We start from the raw sequence: 18,065 nt of genomic DNA on the forward strand, positions 1-18,065 counted from the left end.
CGGGCCCGGCGCCGCCGCGCACCTGGCCCGACGCCGGTCGGGTCGGTGCAGGGGAGGCCGGCATGGACCTTCGCGACGTCTCGCTTTCGGACCGTTTCGACCTCGGCAAGCGGTCGGTGCTGCTGTCGGGCGTCCAGGCGCTGACCCGCGCCGCGCTGATGCAGCGCGCGCGCGACGCGGCGGCGGGGCTCGACACCGCCGGCTACGTCACCGGCTATCGCGGCTCGCCCCTCGGCGCCGTCGACCAGACTTTTGCGCGCGAGGGCAGGCGCCTGGCGGCGGCGAAGGTCGTCTTCCAGCCGGGGCTGAACGAGGATCTCGCCGCCACCGCCTGCTGGGGAACGCAGCAGGCGCAGCTGCGCGGGGAAGGCCGCCATGCGGGCGTCTTCGCCATGTGGTATGGCAAGGGGCCGGGCGTCGACCGCACGGGCGACGTCTTCCGCCACGCGAATTTCGCCGGCACGGCGCCGCTCGGCGGCGTCCTCGCCGTCATGGGCGATGACCACACCTGCGAAAGCTCCACCACCTGCCACCAGAGCGATCTGGCGATGCTCGACGCGATGATCCCGGTGCTCTCGCCGGCCGGCGTGCAGGAGGTGCTCGACTTCTCGCTGATGGGCTGGGCGCTGAGCCGCTACGCCGGCCTCTGGGTCGGGCTCAAATGCCTCAAGGACACGGTGGAGGTCGTCGAGGTCGTCGACGGGGACCCCCACCGCCTGAACATCGTCGAGCCGCCGGATTTCGCCATGCCCGAGGGCGGCGTCTCCATCCGCCTCCACGACACGCCGCAGGCGCAGGAGGCGCGGATGCACGAGGTGAAGCGCCACGCCGCGCTCGCCTTCGCCCGCGCCAACGGGCTCGACCGCCGCACCCATGGCCGCGCCGGCGCCCGGATCGGCCTCGTCGCCTCCGGCAAGAGCTGGCTCGACCTCGTCCATGCGCTGGAGCTGCTGGGGATCGACGAGGCCGCCTGCGAGCGGCTCGGCCTCACCGTCTGGAAGATCGGCATGGTCTGGCCCGTCGAGGGCGTCGCGCTCTCGGCCTGGGCCGAGGGGCTGGAGCTGATGGTGGTGGTGGAGGAGAAGCGCCCCGTCATCGAGGCCCAGATCAAGGAGGCGCTCTACAACAACCCCGCCGCGAGCCGCCCCCGCATCATCGGCGGGCGCGACGAGGCGGGCCGCATCCTGTTCAGGGAGACCATGGCGCTCGACCCGGTGGAGATCGCGCTGGCGCTCGCCGGCCTCCTGCGCGGCGAGGGCGCGACGACGCCGGAGGTCGCGGCGCGCGCCGAGGCGCTGGCGCAGGCCGGTCGCGGCGCCAACGCTGAAGTGATCGCCGAGCGCCAGCCCTGGTTCTGCGCCGGCTGCCCGCACAATTCCTCCACGAAGCTGCCCGAGGGCGCCCGCGCCTATGCCGGCATCGGCTGCCACTACATGGTGCAGTGGATGGACCGCGAGACCGAGGGCTTCACCCACATGGGCGGCGAGGGCGCCAACTGGATCGGCGAAGCGCATTTCTCCTCCCGCGCGCATGTCTTCCAGAACATGGGCGACGGCACCTACAACCATTCCGGCGTCCAGAGCATCCGCGCCGCCGTGGCCGCCGGGACGACTATCACCTTCAAGATCCTCTACAACGACGCCGTGGCGATGACCGGGGGCCAGGCCAACGAGGGCGGGCTGGACGCCTATCGCATCGTGGAGGAGCTGCGCGCGATGGGCGTGAAGCGCATCGTCGCCGTCCACGACCCCAAGGAGGCGTTCGAGCCCGCGCGCCTGCCCGCCAACGTGCGGGCCGAGACGCGCGACCGGCTGATGGCGGTCCAGCGCGAACTGGAGTCCGTTCCCGGCGTCACGGCCATCGTCTACGTCCAGACCTGCGCCGCGGAGAAGCGCCGCCGCCGCAAGCACGGCGCCTTCCCCGACCCCGACATGCGCGTTTTCATCAACCCCGAGGTCTGCGAGGGCTGCGGCGACTGCTCGGCGAAGTCGAACTGCGTCGCGGTCACGCCCCTGGAGACGAAGCTGGGGCGCAAGCGCCAGATCGACCAGTCGGCCTGCAACAAGGATTTTTCCTGCCTCGAAGGCTTCTGCCCCAGCTTCGTGACGCTGCACGGCGCGAAACCCCGCAAGGCCGCCGGGGCAAGCGTCGCCCTTCCCGACTTGCCCGAGCCGGAGGTTCCGCCGCTCGACCGCATCTGGAACACCGTCATCACCGGCGTCGGCGGCACCGGCGTCGTCACCGTCGGCGCGCTGCTGAGCATGGCCGCGCATCTGGAGGGCAGGGGCGCCGGCGAGATGCAGATGGCCGGCCTCGCGCAGAAGGGCGGCGCCGTCTCCATCCACGTCCGCATCGCGCCGAAGCCGTCCGACATCACCGCCATCCGCGTCTCGACCGGCGAGGCGGACGCAGTGATCGGCGGCGATCTCGTGGTCGCGGCCGGGCCGAAGGCGCTGGCGACCATGGCGCGCGGCCGCACCGGCGTCGTCTGCAACGAGCACGAGATCGTCACGGGCCGCTTCGTGAAGGACGGCGCGTTCTCGCTGCCGTCCGAGCGGCTGCGCCGGGCGCTGGAGGCGCGTGTCGGGGCGGACGCCGTCGCCTGGCTCGACGCCACGCGGCTGGCCGAGAAGCTGGTCGGAGACGCGATCTACGCCAATGTGCTGATGCTCGGCGCGGCGTGGCAGCGCGGCCTCGTGCCGCTGTCGCGGGCGGCGCTGATGCGCGCCATCGAACTGAACGGCGCCGGCGTCGAGGGCAACAAGCTGGCCTTCGGGATCGGCCGCTGGGCGGCGGTCGACCCGGCCGCCGCCCGCGCGGCGCTGGGCGAGGCGGCGCCCTTGGACGAGACGCTCGACGCGCTGATCTCCGACCGCGCCGCGCGCCTGACGGCCTACCAGAGCCGGCGCTGGGCGCGGCGCTTCGAGGCCGCGGTCGCCGCCCTGCGCGCCGCCGAGGCGCGCGTCGCGCCGGGCGCCGAGGCGCTGACGCGGGCGGCGGCCGTCAGCCTGCACAAGCTGATGTCCTACAAGGACGAATACGAGGTCGCGCGGCTCCACGCCGAGACGCTTCGGGCGGCGGTCGCCGAGGGTTTCGAGGGCGTGGAGCGCATCGAGCTCCACCTCGCCCCGCCGCTGCTGGCGCGAAAAGGCCCCGACGGCCACCCGCGCAAGGCCAGCTTCGGACCGTGGATGCTGCGCGCCTTCGGCCTGCTGCGCCGGGGCAAGGCGTTGCGCGGCACGCCGCTCGACCCGTTCGGCTGGACCGCCGAACGCCGCATGGAGCGCCGTCTGATCTCCGAGTTCCGCGCCGATCTCGTCCGGCTCGTCGCGAAGCTGACGCCCGAAAGCCATGCGCTCGCTGTCGAAATGGCGTCATGGCCGCAGGACGTGAAGGGCTTCGGCCATGTGAAGGCGGCGAACGCGGCGCGGGCCGACGCCCGCCGCGCGCAGCTGTGGGAGGCGTTCGACCGCGGCGGCGCGCCGCTCGCGCAGGCGGCGGAGTAGACGGCCCGCTCGCGCAGGCGGCGGATGAGACGACGCCATGTTCGGAAAGCGCGGCGGTCGGTAAGCGCGGGTTTCAGCCTTCCGCGGCGAACGGGCGGAGCCCCCGAGGAAGGGCGCGGCCCGTGCTGGCCGCACGGGCAAAGGGTCGAGCGATGCGCCTTCGGTCCACCGACCGCCTTGTGCGCATCTTGGCCGAAGTTTTTCTCAGCGGCGTTCCAGACTTCCGCCGCGCAGGCGGCGGAACGGGAGCCCCAGCGAGAACCACAGGCGCGAGGGCTCGCCGCTTCGCCAGGGCGCCAGCCCGATCTTCATCCCGTCATGCCCGCCCGCCGGCTGCGCGAGGTAGACGCCGAAAAGGCGGTCCCAGACGCTGAGGTTGAAGCCGAAATTCGTGTCGTGCTCGCGCCGGTCCACCGAATGGTGCACCCGGTGCATGTCGGGCGTGACGATCACCAGACGCAGCCAGCGGTCGAGCCGATCCGGCAGGCGGATGTTGGCGTGGTTGAACATGGCGCAGCCGTTGAGGATCACCTCGAACGCCACCACCGCCAGCGCCGCCGGCCCCAGCGCGTAGACCAGCGCGATCTTGAGCGCCATCGACAGCGCGATCTCGCCGGGGTGGAAGCGGATCGCCGTGGTCACGTCGATGTCGGGGTCGGCATGGTGGACCTGATGCAGCCGCCAGAGCGCGGGAACGTGATGGCTCGCGACATGCTGCGCCCATATCGCGAAGTCGAGGATCACGAGCGTCAGCGCGAACTCGATCCACGCAGGCCAGGCGAGCGCGTTGAACAGACCCCAGCCCTGCGCCTGCGCATCCAGCGCCGCGCCGACCGCCGCCAGCGGAAACAGCAGCCGCACCGCGACCGTGTCGAGCGCCGCGATCGCCCAGTTCGTCGTCCAGCGCCGCGGCTTCGGCTGCTCCAGCGCGCGGCGCGGCGCGAACAGCTCCAGCGCGGCCATGGCGCCGAACACCCCCAGAAAGACGCTCAGCCGCAGCGCGGGCTCCCAGTCCATCGCACACCTCCTCCGTGAAGCCGAGATATATGCGCGATTTCCCGAGCAGCCAGCGCTTGGCGGCCGCCGTCGCGCGCTATGTTATCAGATGTGAATCGGGAGTAACCGCCATGCGCGCACGCGCCACAGCACGCCTCGCCGCCTCGACTCTCTCGCTCGCGCTGCTCGCCGCGCCGCTCCAGGCGAGCCGCGATGGCGGCGTAGCCTACGACGTCGCCATCGCCGGCATTCCCATCGGCGAGGCGCAGATGACGCTGACGCGCGAGAACGGGCGCTATGTGCTGACCGGCGCGGCCGATGTCGGGTTCCTGTTCTGGGGCGGAAACGGCGTCGCGACGGCCGAGGGGCGCGAGGCCGACGGCCGCTTCCTGCCCGAGCGCTACCGCCTCAGCTACGAGGGCGTCACCAGACCGGGGGCGGTGGCCATCGATTTTCGGGACGGCGCGCCGGCGCGGTGGGACCGTGAGCCGCCGATCCCGCCGGAATACGCCGAGGGCCGCACGCCGCTGGCCCCGGAACGGCTGGCGGGCGCGCTCGACCCTCTGACGGCGCTGGCGATCCCGGCGGGGCGGGGTGTTTCGCCCGAGGCGCTCTGCAGCCGCATCCTGCCCGTCTTCAGCGGCTATACGCGCTTCGACCTCGAACTGACCGGGGCCTCCCGCGTCGAGGACGGCGCGGTGGACTGCGCGGCGCGCTATCGCGCGGTAGCCGGGCACCGCGAGAACTCCTCCAGCGTTGAGCGCATGAGCCGGCCCGACGCGCTGAAAGTGGCGCTCGCGCCCATCGCCGAGGGCGTCTGGGGGCCTGCGCGCATCGAGATCGCGACGCGGTTTGGTCCGCTGGAGATCGCGCGCCGCTGAATTTTTCGCCGTTTTCGCGACAGTGTGGCGACGCCATGGGCGTTGTATCCGGAGGCGAGGATGGCGACGTTCCGCCGGCGCAATCGTTGCGCCGATGCGGGAGATGACGCCATGGCCGAGACCGTCCTTCGGGAAGCCCGACCCTCCGAGCCCTGCCCGGCGACAGCCGCGCCGGTGTCCATCGCCTCCGTCACGCTCGCCGCGCAGGCGCCCGAGGCGCTCGCCGGCTTCTACGAGCGCCTTGGGCTGACACGCCTGCCGGGGGAGGCGGGCGCCGTCCGCCTCGGCGTCGGCGATGCGACGCTGCTGCGCCTCACCCAGGCGACGCTGCCGGCCGCGAAGGCCGCAGGCCTGTTCCATACCGCCCTGCTGCTGCCCTCGCGCGCCGCCCTCGGCCGCTGGCTCGCCGCCATGCGCGACGGCGGCGTGGCCTTCACCGGCGCCGCCGATCACGACGTCAGCGAGGCGCTCTATCTCGACGATCCGGAGGGCAACGGCGTTGAGGTCTACGCCGACCGCCCGGCCGCGGACTGGCTGCGCGACGGGGACGGCTACGCGATGACCACCCGGCCGATGGACGTCGAGGCCGTCCTCGCGACGGGCGGCGGCGCCGACGCCGCGATGCCGGCGGGAACCTGCGTCGGCCATGTCCACCTGCGCGCGGCGGACATTGCGGCGGCCGAGCGGCTCTATGTCGAGGGTCTCGGCATGGCCGTCACGCATCGCGGCCCGTCCGCGGCGTGGCTCGGCGCCGGCGGCTACCATCACCACCTCGCCGTCAACGCCTGGGCCGGTCCCCTGCCGCCGCGCGAGGCCGGCCAGCCCGGCCTCGAGGCGATCGTCCTGCGCGCGGCGGCCGACGTGAGGCCGCAGGTCTCCGCCGCGCTTGCGGCGGCGACATGGCGCGACCCGTCCGGCGCGGCGCTGGCGCTGGAGCCCTGAGCCTCAGCTGCGGATCAGCGTGCCGGCGCCGTAGGAGGTGAAGAGCTCCAGCAGACAGGCGTGCGGCGCGCGCCCGTCGAGGATCACCGCCGCGCCGGCGCCGCCCTTCATCGCGTCGAGCGCGGTCTGCACCTTGGGGATCATGCCCCCCGAGATCACGCCCTCCTCGATCAGCCGCGCGCACTGCTCGGGGCTGAGGTCGGTCAGCACGTCGCCGTCGGCGTCCTTCACGCCGGCCACGTCGGTCAGCAGCAGCAGGCGGCTGGCCCTGAGCGCGGCCGCGAAGGCGCCGGCGGCGGTGTCGGCGTTGACGTTGTAGGTCTCGCCGCCGCGGCCCACGCCGACCGGCGCGATGACGGGGACGAACTCCGCGCGCACCAGCGTCTCGATCAGGCCGGGGTTCACCTGCACCGGCTGCCCGACGAAACCGAGGTCGAGCGCCTGCTCGATGCGGCTGTCGGGGTCGCGTTTGGTGCGGGTGAGCTTCTCGCACACCATCAGGTTGGCGTCCTTGCCGCTGAGGCCCACGGCGCGCCCGCCCTGGTGGTTGATCGCCGAGACGATGCGCTTGTTGATGGCGCCGGCGAGCACCATCTCGACGATCTCGACGGTGGCGGCGTCGGTGACGCGCAGGCCGTCGACGAACTCGCTCTGGACGTTGAGCTTCTTCAGCATCGCCGCGATCTGCGGGCCGCCGCCATGCACCACCACCGGGTGCAGGTTGCATTGCTTCATCAGCGTCACGTCGCGGGCGAAGCCGGCCATCGCCTCGTCGTCGCCCATCGCATGGCCGCCGAACTTGATGACCACGATCTGGTCGTCGTAACGCTGGAGGTAGGGCAGCGCCTCGCTGAGCGTGCGGGCGGTGGCGACCCAGTCGCGTTTCATGGCGCGTGACTTCTCCACTGGCGGGGCTCTCCCTTTTGACCAGCGGTGATTAGCGCACGCGCCCGACCACGGCAAACGGCGCAACGTGGGGCGCTCCGAAGCGCGCTCCGCCGCCGGGGCGGCGAAGCGCAGGGCGCCCGCAGTCCTGTCAGGCGGCGGTCGAGACGCTGGAACGGCGCAGGCCGGCGAGCGCCGCGACGCCGGCGATCAGCATCCACGCCGCGGCCGGCAGCGGCACCGGCGCGACGGCCTGGATCTCGCCCGCCGCCACCGGCAGGAACGTCTTGTAGCCGGCGACGCCGTTCGCCTCCTCGACGGGCCGGCCGCTGTCGATGCCGACCGCCCCGAGGAAGCCGCCATGGATCACGATCTCGCGGAAGGTCAGCGGCATGAGGTCGCCCATGTTGAAGCCGTCGCCGAAATTGCCCGACGCCGCGAGGTCGTAGGTCTGCATGAAGCCGATCGAGCCGTCCGGCGCCATCGGGAAGGCCCCGGTCTCGTCGGTGAGGCTGAACAGGATCGGGCCGTAGGCGGGAACGCCCTCCAGCAGCTCGATGATCCCGTCGCCGTCGCCGTTCGGGGCGGCGTCGTCGGCGAGCGTCGGCGTGCGCGAGTCGCCGGGCGTCCCGTCGGCGTTGACGAGGCCGTGGATGTGCTGAACGTGCAGCTGGTTCGGGGCGAGGCCCGAGGCGCTGATCTTCACGGTCAGCGCATTGGTGAGCGTGTCCAACGCAAGATCGGCGCGGCCGGACACGCCAGAGCCGCTCAGCGGCGCGAGGTCCGCAAAGAATTTGATAGTGTTGGCGGCGGCAGGGGTGGTGGTCAGCGTCGCAAGCGCGACGGCGCCCAACAGGGGCGAGAAAACAAAACGCATCACAGGTACTCCACACAGATCACACAAGGCGAACAGCGCCTCGACGTGAGGAAAGCGCGATTCGAGGCTTCGCGCAACCGAAAGATGAATCGTGCGTGAAAATTCGCCCGCGAGCTCTTCGCCGTGCGGGCGATCATCGCAGGGGCGGGACATCGACCCGCCGCCGCGCTAAGACTTCGCCCAAAGGAGAACGCCCATGTCGGAACCCCGCGACCTCGCCGCCAGCGACGCCGGCCCGATCGCCGCACACCAGGCCGCCGCGACGCGCGCGACGGCCGAGCGCGCGCCAAGGGACCTCGGCGACCGCAGTCAGCGCCACCCCGAGAAGGCCCACCGCGCCGACAATCCCAGCCCGCGCAAGCCGCCCTGGATCCGCGTGCGTGCGCCGGGCTCGAAGGGCTATGCGCAGACCAAGGCGATCGTGCAGGAGCATCGCCTCTCGACCGTCTGCGAGGAGGCCGGCTGCCCCAACGTGGGCGAATGCTGGTCGCAGGGCCACGCCACCATGATGATCATGGGCGAGATCTGCACGCGCGGCTGCACCTTCTGCAACGTGGCCACCGGCAGGCCGAAGGCGCTCGACGTGTTCGAGCCGGGCCGCGTCGCCGACGCCGTCGCCAGGCTCGGCCTCAACCATGTCGTGATCACCTCGGTGGACCGCGACGACGTCGATGACGGCGGCGCCGCGCATTTCGCCCAGACGATCCGCGCCATCCGCCGCAAGGCGCCCTCGGCGACCATCGAGATCCTGACGCCGGATTTCCTGCGCTGCGGGCCCGAGGCGCTGGAGGGGGTCGTCGCCGCGAAGCCCGACGTCTTCAACCACAACCTCGAGACGGTTCCGGGCCTCTACCCCGAGGTGCGGCCCGGCGCGCGCTACTTCCATTCGCTGCGGCTGCTGCAGCGGGTGAAGGAGCTCGATCCGGCGATGTTCACGAAGTCGGGCCTGATGGTCGGCCTTGGGGAGACGCGCGGGCAGGTCGTGCAGGTGATGGACGACATGCGCGCCGCCGGCATCGATTTCCTGACCGTCGGCCAGTATCTCCAGCCTTCGGCCAAGCACCACGCCATCGAGCGGTTCTGGACGCCGGAGGAGTTCGCCTCGCTGGAGAAGACGGCCTACGCCAAGGGCTTCCTGATGGTCTCTGCGACACCGCTGACGCGCTCAAGCTACCACGCCGGCGAGGATTTCGAGAAGCTGCGCGCGGCGCGCCTCGCAAGGCTCGCCGCGGGTTGACGGGCTGGGCCGGCGCGCGGTCGCGCGCCGGCCCCGGGCCTGCTCAGGCGGCGCGGCGGCGGATCAGCGCAAGCCCGCCCAGCGCGGCGACCAGCATCGGCAGCGCGGCCGGAACCGGGATCGGCGCGACGTAGCCGTCGACCACCTGGCGGCCGAGATCGGGGTAGTCGGTGAACATCGCGTCCATGCCGAGAGCGATGTACTGGCCGAACAGCGTCTCGGCTGCCTCGATCGAGGTCGGGCGGAAGGTCCAGCCATGGACCTCGAGGCCCAGCGCATGGGCTGCGGCGAAGAAGCCCGCGTCAAGGTTGGGGCTGCCGAGCGTCACGCCGACGCCATGGGCGAAGGTCGCGACCTCCTCCAGCGGCGTGACGGTGTTGTTGGTGAAGTCGAACACGCCGTATACGGAGCCGTCGAAAACCGCCGCGCCCAGCGCGGCCACGGCGTTGTCCATGCCGAGCAGGTTCTGCAGCGCATAGATCTCGCGAGCGCCGTCATGGCTGAAGGTCTGGATGTAGCTGTTCTGGTCGCGGTTCACGAACCCCTTGGCCTGGAGCTCCTCGACGATCTTCACGCTCAGTTCGGACCGGTTGGGAACCTTCGACTCAGGGTAGACGCCGATCTTGTCGCCGGTGGCGGCGTTGTGGGCGTTCACGAAGTCCAGCACCTCGCCGAGCGTCGGCACCATGAACGGCTCGGGGGAGGAGGGGGTGAAGCCCGGATAGGTCGTGGAGGCCGGTCCGGTCGGCTCGACCGTCAGCGTCTTGATCTCGGCCAGCGTGAAGTCGGAGACGTTGTAGGTCCCGTTGCGCGGGGCGAACAGCGCCTCGACGTTGGTGGTGCGCGTCAGCGTCGTGTCGTGCATCGCGACGAGGAAACCGTCCGAGGTCAGCTGCACGTCGGGCTCGACGATGTCGGCGCCCATGGCGATGGCGAGCTCGTACCCGCCCAGCGTGTGCTCGGGCAGATAGGCCGGCGCGCCGCGGTGGCCGATGACCTGCGGCGCGGCGCCGCTCAGGGTGTTGAAGGCGGTGGCCCCGGCGGGCGCGGCGGCCATGAGGGCGGATGCCGCAGCGGCGGCGAGCATGAGGCGAAGCATGGGGGTCTCCTTCACTATGACGCGAACGCGGAGCGTCCCGTGCGCGTAAAGGTTGATTAACGGCGCCGCATGAAGCCTGTACGACCGGTTTGCGACGCTTCAGCAACGGCCGCGGGCGCGCGACGGCGCCCCGGGCGCGTCACATCCAGCGCGCGATCATGTCGTGCTGCACCTGGGCCTGCGCCGCGCGGCGGTAGAAGCCGATCAGGTCGCGGATCGGGTCCGCCATGCGCTGCAGCCCCGACAGGAACGCCACCAGCACGCCCACCGTCGTCTCTCCCGCGATCACGAGGAAGCCGCCGACCGCGAGCAGCCCCAGCGGCGCGGCGGCGTTCAGCAGGTTCAGGCCCGCCTTCATCGCCGCCTTCCACAGCTCGATGGCGATGCGGTTGCGGTAGAGGCTGCGGATCAGCCGGCGCGGCGCCGCGAGCGCCGTCTCGCCCTGCACGCAAGTCTCCGCGACCTCCGACCCGAACTCGCGCGCAAGCGTCAGCTGCCGCGCCATCAGCCGGTTGAGCCGCTGCTGCATCAGCGGCGCGAACAGCGCCTGCGGCGCCACCAGCGCCAGCCCCAGCGCCGCGGCGATCGGGTCGACCCACAGCATGTAGGCCGCCACGCCGATAAGCAGCGAGACGTCGGTGAGCGCCCCGCTCGGCCCCGTCCCCACGAAGCCCGCCAGCTTCTCGACCTCGGCGCCGAGGATCGACACCGCCTCGCCCGGCGGCGCGTCGCGCCCGGCCGAACCCTTTGCGTAAAGCCCGAGCAGATGGCGGCGCGTGTAGGCCGCGGCGCTCTCGGTCAGCCAGCCCTGCGTCGCCTGCAGCAGGAACTTGGCGAGCTGGTGCGCCGCGATCACGCCGGCGTAGATAAGCCCCAGCCGCCACAGCAGCTCGGGGTCCTTGGGCGTGATGGCGTCGTCGATCAGCCGCCGCTGCAACTCGATCGGGGCGAGGTTGAGGGCGGTCACGAGCAGCGCGAGCGCCGCCAGCGCGCACTGGCGCATCCCGCTCATGCGCCAGACATAACCCCAGACATTGGCCGCCGGGGTGTCGTCGCCGGTGCGTGCAACCGGAGCGGGCGTGATCGTGGTCATGGAGCGTCATCAAGCCCGTCGCGCCGGCCGCGGCAAGCTTCTATGACGCTGCCGTGAAGCGAACGGCGCCGATATGGGGAAGGTTCCGGTTGGCCTGCGCGTAGTCGATGCCGTAGCCGACCACGAAGGCGTCGGGGATCTCGAAGCCGATCCAGCGCGCCGAGACCTCGGTCTCGCGCCGCGCGGGCTTGTCGAGCAGCGCGATGATCTCCAGCCGCGCGGGCGCCCGCGCGCGCAGCAGGCGCTCGACCGAGGCGAGCGTGTGGCCAGTGTCGATGATGTCCTCCACGATCAGCACGTCGCGCCCGGCGATGTCGCCGCGGAGATCCTTGAGGATGCGCACGTCGCGGCTCGACGTCGTGGCGTCGCCGTAGCTCGACACCTCCATGAAGTCGATCTCCACCGGGACCGTCAGCTTGCGCGCCAGGTCGGCGATGAAGATGAACGAGCCGCGCAGCAGGCCGACTAGCACCAGCTTGCCGGTGTCGGCGAAGGCGGCGTCGATCTCCGCCGCCAGCGCCGAGACCCGCGCCGCGATCGCGGCCTCGTCGATCAGCGTGTCGATTTCATAAGGTTTCACTGGCATCCCCGACCGATGTTCCGGCGCCCGTTCTTGCGCCGGACGCCATCATGGCCCATCAGTCCGCGCGCCGCGACCGGCGGCGACGCACCGAGAGCGAGACCGTGAGCGCCTGATGCCGACCCACGCCGAAAAACGCCGCATGCCGCATTCCGCCGAGCAGATGTTCGCGCTGATCGCCGATGTGGAGCGCTACGCGGAGTTCCTGCCCTGGCTGGAGGCCGCTCGCGTGCGATCCCGCATGACCCAGCCGGACGGCTCGGAGGTGATCGACGCCGATCTCGTGGTGTCCTTCAAGGTGTTCCGCGAGCGCTTCGCCAGCCGCGTGACCCTGCGCCCGGGCGGAGAGGGGCGCCCCTGGGTGATAGACGTCGCCTATCTCGACGGCCCGTTCCGCTACCTCGACAACCACTGGGAGTTCACGCCCGACGGCCCGGACGCCTGCATGGTGGATTTCTTCGTGGACTTCGAGTTCAAGTCCCGCACGCTCCAGGCGATTATCGGCGTGGTGTTCAACGAGGCGATGCAGCGCATCGTGCGCGCCTTCGAGCGCCGCGCCGAGGCCCTCTACGGCGCCCCTGCCGGCTGACGCGCGCCGGCGCTCCCGCCGGCCGGGGGGATCCGAGTCCCCCGAAAACCCGCGCGGGCCGCGACGCAAACCCTCTCCACCGCTCCCGCTCCGGCTCTCGCGCGGTCACGTTTTGCGGCGTCGGCCCCGCGCCGCCATGCGACGGACGCAGGCGGCTGCTAGTTCTGTGAGGCGCCGCGACGGCGCCGCCTGCGCAGGAGAGGTCGCTCATGTCCCGCACGGATGCAGCAGGTCTGCCGCTAGAACTGGATTCGGCGGCGGCGGTCGACGCCTGGAACGGCTGCGTGCGCGGCTTCCTCGCGCATGCGGCGGAGACGCCGGCCCGCCTCGGCGCGGCGCTGACGGCTGCACCCGGCTTCGCGCTCGGGCATGCGGCGATGGGGTTTTTCCAGTTCCTGCTGGGTCGGCGTGAAACCCATGAGGCCGCGCGCGCGGCTCAGGCCCGCGCCGTGAAGGCGGCGGCCGGAGGCGGCGGCGACGCGCGGACCGCCGCCTATCTCGATGCGCTGGCCGACGCGCTCGACGGGCGGCTGTTCGCGAGCGCCGACCGGCTCGACGCGATCCTGCGGCGCTGGCCCGGCGACGCGCTCGCGCTCAAGCTGGGCCACGCGATCCGCTTTCTGCTGGGCGACGCCGCGGGCATGCGCCGCGCCGTCGAGGCCGCCGCGGCGGGCTTCGGCGAGGGCCACCCCTACGGCGGCTATGCGCTCGGCTGCCATGCCTTCGCGCTGGAGGAGACCGGCGCCTACGCGCAGGCCGAGGCGCAGGGCCGCGCCGGGGTCGCGCTCGCCGCCGACGACGCCTGGGGCCTGCACGCGGTCGCCCATGTCTGCGAGATGACCGCCCGGCCCCGCGACGGGGTGGCGCTGCTGCGCGGCGCCGCCGGGGCCTGGGCGCACTGCAACAATTTCGGCGCCCATGTCTGGTGGCACCTCGCGCTGTTCCATCTCGACCGCGGCGCCTTCGAGCCGGCGCTGCTGCTCTACGACGCCCGCATCCGGGCCGCGCGCACCGACGACTACCGCGACATCGCCAACGCCGCCTCGCTGCTGGCGCGGCTTGAGCTGGAGGGCGTCGGCGTCGGCGCGCGGTGGGAGGAGCTGGCGGAACTCGCCGCCGCCCGCGTCAATGATGGCGGCAACGTCTTCGCCGACCTGCATTACCTCATTGCTCTGGACCGCGCGGGTCGCCGCGCCGAGGCCGCGCGGCTCGCGGCGCGGCTGAAGGCCGACGGCGCGCGCGGGGCTGGCGACATGGACGCCGTGGCCGGCGAGGTCGGGGCCCCGGTCGCCGAGGGTCTGCGCCTTTTCGCCGACGGCGCCCACCGCGCCGCCTTCGCCAAGCTCCATGCGGCGAGCGACAGCCTCCAGCGTGTCGGCGGCAGCCACGCACAGCGCGACGTCTTCGCTCGGCTGATGGTCGCGGCCGCGCTCAAGGCGGGGCTCTGGGCGGAGGCCGAGCGCGCCCTGGCGCGGCGCCCCGGCCTGCGTCCGGCCGCAGGGGCCGACGGCTACATCGCCCGACGCCGCGCCGAGATCGCCCGCGGCGCGGCGCCCGACGCCGCCGGCCGAGACGCCGCCCAGCACGTCTCCCCGGCATACCGTCTGCACGCGTGATGGACGATTTGCACGCATGACGGTCGCCCGCTACCTGGCCGCGTCTTCGCGGCCAGGTAGCGGGCGACCGGCGGCGGACGACAGTTGGCAGGGAGGCGCGTCTCAGGGCGGGCCTCGCAGGGCGCGCGTCTCAGGGCGCGACCCAGCGCCCTGTCCAGCCCTCTCCCCGCACCTGGCCGCGCCAGTCGAACACCGCGCGCCGGTGGCCGCGCGCGGCGAGATAGAGCCATTCCACGCGGTCGACCGTCAGCAGGACGGCGCGGAAATTCTCGCGGCCCGCCTCGAGCGGCGCGGCGCGCATGGCGGCGGTCGGGTCGCCCTCCCGCGGCGCGTTCAGCGCCGCGCCCGGCGGCAGCGCGCGGTAGCAGAGCCGCGAGCCCGGCGACGAGCCCGCCCAGGCCGCGTCCGCCTCCGGCCCGTCGGCGGCGACGACGGCGGTCCCGCGCGCCCGGACCTGGATCTTGGCGCGGGGGTCGTAGGCGCAGAGCTCCACCCGCGCCTCGCGCGCGATCTCCTCGGCCTTGGTCGAGCGCGCGTCGGTGTGCACCCGCAGCCGCCGCGCCGCGCGCTCCGCCCCGCGCAGCACCACCGAGCGCAGCCGCGCGCCCCCGTCGAGGCCCACGCTCGCGAGCTGCGCGACATGCATCGCCGAGCGCCGGTCGGCCGCGCCGCGCGCCAGCAGCCGCCAGGCCTCCGCGAGGCTCTCGTCGAGGTCGTCGTAGAACCGCGCGTCGAGCGCGGCCTGCGGGTCTCGCGGGTTCGGCCCCTGCGGCGGGTTCGCCATCAGTCCCGTGCCGCCAGCGCCTCGGCCAGCACGGCGCGCGCCATGGCGGGGTCGGCGTCGCGCACCACGCGCGTCCGGCCGATGTCGTCGGCCAGCACGAAGGCGATGCGGCCGTCCCGCGCCTTCTTGTCGTTGGCCATCAGCGCCAGCAGCGCGTCGGCGTCGGGCAGCGGCCCCGGAATGTCGGCCAGCCGCGCCTTCGTCCCCATTGCTGCGAGATGCGCCGCCACGCGGCTCGGCGCCTCCTGCGGGCACATCCCCAGCCGCGCCGACATCTCGAACGCCAGCCCTAGCCCCACCGCCACCGCCTCGCCGTGGAGCAGTCGCCGCGAGTAGCCCGTCGCCGTCTCCAGCGCATGCGCAAAGGTGTGGCCGAGGTTGAGCAACGCCCGGTCGCCGGTCTCGAACTCGTCGCGCGCGACGATCTCGGCCTTCATCGCGACGCAGCGCGCCACCGCCGCGACCAGCGCCGCCATGTCGCCGGCCTTCAGCGCCGGCCCATGCGCCTCCAGCCAGGCGAAGAAGTCCGCGTCGCCCAGCAGGCCGTACTTCGCCACCTCGCCGTAGCCGGCGAGGAACTCCCGCGGGTCGAGCGTGCCGAGCGCGGCGGTGTCCGCCAGCACCAGCGCCGGCTGGTGGAACGCCCCGATCAGGTTCTTGCCCTGGGGCGCGTTGATCCCGGTCTTGCCGCCCACGGAGCTGTCCACCTGCGCCAGCAGCGTGGTGGGGATCTGCGCGAAGGCCACGCCGCGCTTCAGCACCGCCGCCGCGAAGCCGGCGAGATCGCCGATCACCCCGCCGCCGAAGGCGACCACCAGCTCCTCGCGCCCCAGCTTCAGGTCGAGCAGCCAGCCGAGGCAGCGCTCCAGCATCGCCATGGATTTCGTGGCCTCGCCCGGCGGCAGCGCCAGCGTCTCCGCCCGCAGCCCGCCGGCGGCGAGGCCGGCCGCCAGCGCCTCGCCGTGCAGCGCCGCCACCGTCTCGTCGGTGATCACCGCTACGCGTCCCGAGCGCGCCAGCGGCGCCAGCCGGGCGCCGGCCTCGGCGATCAGCCCCGGCCCGATCAGGACGTCGTAGGCCCGCGCGCCGAGCCCCACCCGAACCGTCTCGCGCCCCGCGTCGCTCATTCCAGCGCCCCGGCGGCGTCGAGCGCGGCGACGATCTGCGCCACCACCGCGTCGTGCGGCGCGTCCGACGCGCTCTCGACCGTCAGATCGGCCGAGGCGTAGGCCGGGTGGCGCTCGCTCATCAGTCTGGCGAGGATCTCGCGCGGGTCGCCCGCGCGCAGCAGCGGCCTGTCGTTCTTGCGCCCGGTCCGCTCCACCAGCGTGTCGAGGTCGGCGCGGATCCAGACCGAGACGGCGCTCCTGGCGATCAGGGCGCGGGTCTGCGCGTTCATGAAGGCGCCGCCGCCGGTCGCGAGCACATGGGGCGGGCCGTCGAGCAGCCGCGCGATCACCCGCCGCTCGCCGTCGCGGAACGCGGCCTCGCCGAGCTCCCCGAAGATCGAGGGGATGTCCATGCCCGCCGCCGCCGCGATCTCGTCGTCGCTGTCGTGGAACGCCGCGTCCAGCGTCTCGGCGAGGCGCCGGCCCACGCTGGATTTTCCCGCGCCCATCAGCCCGATCAGCACCACGGTGCGGCGCAGCCGTCGCCGCGCGCCGAGGGCGGCGTGCGTCTGGGGGGAGCGGGATGCGGCGTCTTCTGCCAAGATGTTCTCCGGTCGCGTGGCGCTTTTTCCGGCGCCGTTTCCCAAGGCGCGGCTTTCGCCGACCGCCTCGTTCCATGCGGCCTTTCCTGCGCGCATCCTGTGGTGTTACACCCCAAGCCGAGGCAGGTGAAGCCGCCGCGAGGCCGGCCCGCCCGCCGCCAGAATGGCCCGGAGCCGCCATGTTCGGACGTCTGATCCGCTATCTCGCCATCGCGGCCGTGCTCGCCGCGGCCTGCGGCGTGGTGTACGCGCTGGTCGCGGACCTGCCGCCGCCCTCGCGGCAGGTGGTGATCGACATTCCCGACCCGCAACTCAACTGAGTCGGGCGCAGGCGGGAGGCGCGGCGTGCGCGGCTGGATCACGCCTTTTCTGGACGCCATCGCGGCCGAGCGCGACGCCGCCGACAACACCCGCGAAGCCTACCGGCGCGATCTCGACGACCTCGCGGGCTGGCTCGCCGGGCTCGGGCGCGACGGCGCGACGGCGCGGCGCGCGGACATCGAGGGCTGGCTCGCCGCACAGGCGGCGCAGGGCGCGGCGCCGGCCAGCCGCGCCCGGCGGCTCTCCGCGGCGCGCAGCTTCTTCCGCTTCGCGCGCGAGGAGGGCTGGCGCGCCGACGACCCGGCCGCCCGCATCCCCGGCCCGCGCCGCGCACGCCCGCTGCCCGATGCGCTGAGCCCCGCGGCGGTGGAGGCGCTCTTCGCCGCCCTGCCGCGCGCCTTCCGGGGCGACGCGCTGGCGCGGGCGTCCTGCATCCTTGAGGTGCTCTATGGCGCGGGCCTGCGCGTCTCCGAGCTTGTCGATCTGCCGGTCGCAGCGGCGCGGGGCCGGCCCGCGGCGCTGCTCGTCCGCGGCAAGGGCGGGCGCGAGCGCCTCGCGCCGCTGACCCCGCCCGCCCGCGACGCGCTGGCCGCGTGGCTGGCGGCGCGCGACGCCGGGCCGGCCGCCCGCGCCTCGCCGTGGCTGTTTCCCTCGCGCGGGGCCTCGGGCCGCCTGACCCGGGCGCGGGTGTTCCAGATGATGCGCGCGCTGGCCGCGGAGGCCGGGCTCGACCCCGCGCGCGTCTCGCCCCACGCGCTGCGCCACGCCTTCGCCACGCATCTGCTGGAGAACGGCGCCGACCTGCGTGCGATCCAGGAGCTGCTCGGCCACGCCGACATCGCCACCACCGAGATCTACACCCATGTCGTGAGCGACCGCCTGCGCGAACTCGTCGCGCGCCATCCGCTGGCCGAGGACTGACGCCCGCCGCCGCCCGGTCGCGACGTT

17 protein-coding genes are annotated in these 18,065 nt (G+C 73.0%); 8 read left to right on the forward strand and 9 right to left on the reverse strand.

The genetic code is table 11. From position 1 onward, the window contains the following. Window positions 1–62: 62 nt before the first annotated feature. Window positions 63–3,506, forward strand: a complete 3,444-nt coding sequence (locus BLW43_RS11445; protein ID WP_093253479.1) for an indolepyruvate ferredoxin oxidoreductase family protein — start codon at window positions 63–65, stop codon at window positions 3,504–3,506. A 204-nt stretch (window positions 3,507–3,710) separates the two neighbouring features. On the opposite strand, the gene BLW43_RS11450 is transcribed toward BLW43_RS11445, so the two are convergent. After that, complete coding sequence (locus BLW43_RS11450) at window positions 3,711–4,523, reverse strand: sterol desaturase family protein (protein WP_093253482.1); 813 nt, start codon at window positions 4,521–4,523, stop codon at window positions 3,711–3,713. 110 nt (window positions 4,524–4,633) lie between these two features. Here BLW43_RS11450 and BLW43_RS11455 point away from each other — a divergent pair, with 110 nt between their 5' ends. Further along, complete coding sequence (locus tag BLW43_RS11455; RefSeq protein ID WP_175478864.1) at window positions 4,634–5,383, forward strand: DUF3108 domain-containing protein; 750 nt, start codon at window positions 4,634–4,636, stop codon at window positions 5,381–5,383. A 111-nt stretch (window positions 5,384–5,494) separates the two neighbouring features. After that, entirely contained in the window at window positions 5,495–6,325 is an 831-nt protein-coding gene (locus BLW43_RS11460) for a VOC family protein (protein ID WP_175478865.1), read from the forward strand. 3 nt (window positions 6,326–6,328) lie between these two features. Here the strand turns inward: BLW43_RS11460 and argB are convergent, their stop codons facing one another. Continuing rightward, on the reverse strand, window positions 6,329–7,213 hold the full coding sequence (gene argB / locus BLW43_RS11465; protein WP_093253489.1) for an acetylglutamate kinase: 885 nt from the start codon (window positions 7,211–7,213) through the stop codon (window positions 6,329–6,331). A gap of 148 nt (window positions 7,214–7,361) precedes the next feature. Further along, on the reverse strand, window positions 7,362–8,087 hold the full coding sequence (locus BLW43_RS24315) for a VPLPA-CTERM sorting domain-containing protein (RefSeq protein WP_245731020.1): 726 nt from the start codon (window positions 8,085–8,087) through the stop codon (window positions 7,362–7,364). A 196-nt stretch (window positions 8,088–8,283) separates the two neighbouring features. Between BLW43_RS24315 and lipA the strand changes: the two genes are divergently transcribed. Continuing rightward, window positions 8,284–9,324 carry a lipoyl synthase gene (gene lipA / locus BLW43_RS11475; protein ID WP_093253493.1) on the forward strand — a complete coding sequence of 347 codons (1,041 nt, stop codon included), beginning with the start codon at window positions 8,284–8,286 and terminating at the stop codon, window positions 9,322–9,324. 43 nt (window positions 9,325–9,367) lie between these two features. Here the strand turns inward: lipA and BLW43_RS11480 are convergent, their stop codons facing one another. The 3 genes from BLW43_RS11480 to hpt form a co-directional block, all read right to left on the reverse strand. Further along, window positions 9,368–10,423, reverse strand: a complete 1,056-nt coding sequence (locus BLW43_RS11480; protein WP_093253495.1) for a glycerophosphodiester phosphodiesterase family protein — start codon at window positions 10,421–10,423, stop codon at window positions 9,368–9,370. Between the two features lie 139 nt (window positions 10,424–10,562). Continuing rightward, complete coding sequence (locus BLW43_RS11485) at window positions 10,563–11,516, reverse strand: ABC transporter transmembrane domain-containing protein (protein WP_093253497.1); 954 nt, start codon at window positions 11,514–11,516, stop codon at window positions 10,563–10,565. A 40-nt stretch (window positions 11,517–11,556) separates the two neighbouring features. Beyond that, window positions 11,557–12,102: a hypoxanthine phosphoribosyltransferase gene (hpt, locus tag BLW43_RS11490; protein ID WP_093253499.1), complete on the reverse strand. Its 546-nt coding sequence runs from the start codon at window positions 12,100–12,102 to the stop codon at window positions 11,557–11,559. A 109-nt stretch (window positions 12,103–12,211) separates the two neighbouring features. Between hpt and BLW43_RS11495 the strand changes: the two genes are divergently transcribed. Both BLW43_RS11495 and BLW43_RS11500 read left to right on the forward strand, forming a co-directional pair. Then, window positions 12,212–12,685, forward strand: a complete 474-nt coding sequence (locus BLW43_RS11495) for a type II toxin-antitoxin system RatA family toxin (protein ID WP_093253502.1) — start codon at window positions 12,212–12,214, stop codon at window positions 12,683–12,685. Between the two features lie 209 nt (window positions 12,686–12,894). After that, window positions 12,895–14,301 carry a tetratricopeptide repeat protein gene (locus tag BLW43_RS11500; RefSeq protein ID WP_093253503.1) on the forward strand — a complete coding sequence of 469 codons (1,407 nt, stop codon included), beginning with the start codon at window positions 12,895–12,897 and terminating at the stop codon, window positions 14,299–14,301. Window positions 14,302–14,431: 130 nt separating this feature from the next. On the opposite strand, the gene BLW43_RS11505 is transcribed toward BLW43_RS11500, so the two are convergent. From BLW43_RS11505 to BLW43_RS11515, 3 genes are read right to left on the reverse strand one after another with little or no spacing between them, the layout of a single operon-like run. Continuing rightward, window positions 14,432–15,085: a pyridoxamine 5'-phosphate oxidase family protein gene (locus tag BLW43_RS11505; protein WP_093253505.1), complete on the reverse strand. Its 654-nt coding sequence runs from the start codon at window positions 15,083–15,085 to the stop codon at window positions 14,432–14,434. Further along, window positions 15,085–16,212, reverse strand: a complete 1,128-nt coding sequence (aroB, locus tag BLW43_RS11510) for a 3-dehydroquinate synthase (protein WP_093253508.1) — start codon at window positions 16,210–16,212, stop codon at window positions 15,085–15,087. Before aroB ends, BLW43_RS11505 begins: the two co-directional genes overlap by 1 nt. Then, complete coding sequence (locus tag BLW43_RS11515; protein ID WP_245731021.1) at window positions 16,209–16,796, reverse strand: shikimate kinase; 588 nt, start codon at window positions 16,794–16,796, stop codon at window positions 16,209–16,211. The genes aroB and BLW43_RS11515 overlap by 4 nt, the downstream gene beginning before the upstream one ends. Before the next feature lie 179 nt (window positions 16,797–16,975). Here BLW43_RS11515 and BLW43_RS23515 point away from each other — a divergent pair, with 179 nt between their 5' ends. Both BLW43_RS23515 and BLW43_RS11520 read left to right on the forward strand, forming a co-directional pair. Next, on the forward strand, window positions 16,976–17,116 hold the full coding sequence (locus tag BLW43_RS23515; protein ID WP_175478866.1) for a hypothetical protein: 141 nt from the start codon (window positions 16,976–16,978) through the stop codon (window positions 17,114–17,116). A 25-nt stretch (window positions 17,117–17,141) separates the two neighbouring features. Beyond that, complete coding sequence (locus BLW43_RS11520; protein ID WP_093253511.1) at window positions 17,142–18,038, forward strand: tyrosine recombinase; 897 nt, start codon at window positions 17,142–17,144, stop codon at window positions 18,036–18,038. The last annotated feature ends 27 nt before the right edge of the window (window positions 18,039–18,065 follow it).

The sequence above is a fragment of the Rubrimonas cliftonensis genome (assembly GCF_900107585.1).
GTDB lineage: Bacteria > Pseudomonadota > Alphaproteobacteria > Rhodobacterales > Rhodobacteraceae > Rubrimonas > Rubrimonas cliftonensis.

Coding starts and splice junctions, on each gene's coding strand:
- BLW43_RS11445 (WP_093253479.1), top strand. CDS start 63: ATGGACCTTCGCGACGTCTCGCTTTCGGACCGTTTCGACCTCGGCAAG.
- BLW43_RS11450 (WP_093253482.1), bottom strand. CDS start 4,523: ATGGACTGGGAGCCCGCGCTGCGGCTGAGCGTCTTTCTGGGGGTGTTC.
- BLW43_RS11455 (WP_175478864.1), top strand. CDS start 4,634: ATGCGCGCACGCGCCACAGCACGCCTCGCCGCCTCGACTCTCTCGCTC.
- BLW43_RS11460 (WP_175478865.1), top strand. CDS start 5,495: ATGGCCGAGACCGTCCTTCGGGAAGCCCGACCCTCCGAGCCCTGCCCG.
- argB (WP_093253489.1), bottom strand. CDS start 7,213: ATGAAACGCGACTGGGTCGCCACCGCCCGCACGCTCAGCGAGGCGCTG.
- BLW43_RS24315 (WP_245731020.1), bottom strand. CDS start 8,087: ATGCGTTTTGTTTTCTCGCCCCTGTTGGGCGCCGTCGCGCTTGCGACG.
- lipA (WP_093253493.1), top strand. CDS start 8,284: ATGTCGGAACCCCGCGACCTCGCCGCCAGCGACGCCGGCCCGATCGCC.
- BLW43_RS11480 (WP_093253495.1), bottom strand. CDS start 10,423: ATGCTTCGCCTCATGCTCGCCGCCGCTGCGGCATCCGCCCTCATGGCC.
- BLW43_RS11485 (WP_093253497.1), bottom strand. CDS start 11,516: ATGACCACGATCACGCCCGCTCCGGTTGCACGCACCGGCGACGACACC.
- hpt (WP_093253499.1), bottom strand. CDS start 12,102: ATGCCAGTGAAACCTTATGAAATCGACACGCTGATCGACGAGGCCGCG.
- BLW43_RS11495 (WP_093253502.1), top strand. CDS start 12,212: ATGCCGACCCACGCCGAAAAACGCCGCATGCCGCATTCCGCCGAGCAG.
- BLW43_RS11500 (WP_093253503.1), top strand. CDS start 12,895: ATGTCCCGCACGGATGCAGCAGGTCTGCCGCTAGAACTGGATTCGGCG.
- BLW43_RS11505 (WP_093253505.1), bottom strand. CDS start 15,085: ATGGCGAACCCGCCGCAGGGGCCGAACCCGCGAGACCCGCAGGCCGCG.
- aroB (WP_093253508.1), bottom strand. CDS start 16,212: ATGAGCGACGCGGGGCGCGAGACGGTTCGGGTGGGGCTCGGCGCGCGG.
- BLW43_RS23515 (WP_175478866.1), top strand. CDS start 16,976: ATGTTCGGACGTCTGATCCGCTATCTCGCCATCGCGGCCGTGCTCGCC.